Source organism: Falsiroseomonas oryzae (assembly GCF_027856955.1).
Taxonomy (GTDB): domain Bacteria; phylum Pseudomonadota; class Alphaproteobacteria; order Acetobacterales; family Acetobacteraceae; genus Falsiroseomonas; species Falsiroseomonas oryzae.
In genome coordinates, this window is sequence record NZ_JAPSMD010000956.1 from 1 (window position 1) to 685 (window position 685).

Sequence of the window (685 nt, forward strand, 5' to 3'; positions counted from 1 at the left end):
TGCTGGCCGCGACGGCGGAACGGCTGGCGCGCAGGCTGCAGTTCCAGTCGATCGGCGCGGCGCTGCGCCGTGCGCTGGCCGGCGACCGCGGCGCCGGGCTGCTCGCGCTGTCCGATGCGGGCGAGGCGCGTCGGCTGCTGGGCGGCACGACGCTGTCGGATGCGCTCGACCTCGTCGCCCTGCCGGCGGCGCTGTTCGTGCTGTTCCTGCTGCACCCGCTGTATGGCTGGGTGGCGCTGGGCTTCTGCGTGCTGCTCGCGCTGCTCGGCGCGCTGGCGGACCGCACCACGCGCGGGCCGGTGCAGCAGGCCGGCGCGATGCAGGCGCGTGTCACGGCCGACCTGACCGGGCGGCTGCGCCAGTCGGAGCTGCTGGACTGCCTGGGCATGCTGCCCGCCGTACTGCGCCGCTGGCAGCCCGGCTACCTGGCGATGCTGGAAGCGCAGGACGCGGCGCAGCGGCGTGCGCGGGCGCTGGGCGGGCTCGCCAGCTTCACGCAGCAGGTGCTGCTGCTGGCGATGGCCGCGGCCGGGGCGTGGCTGGTGACGCAGCACATGGCATCGCCGGGCAGCATCCTGGCGGCCTCGCTGCTGGCAGGCATGGCGGCGGCGCCCGGGGCGCGGCTGGTCGGCAGCTGGCGGGACTGGGCCTTCGGCGTCGCCGCGCTCGGCCGGTTGCGGCGGAC

General features: G+C 77.1%; 1 pseudogene. It reads left to right on the plus strand.

The annotated features are described in order from the left end of the window. A pseudogene (locus OZN99_RS32935) lies at positions 1-685 on the plus strand (hypothetical protein); the annotation flags it as partial.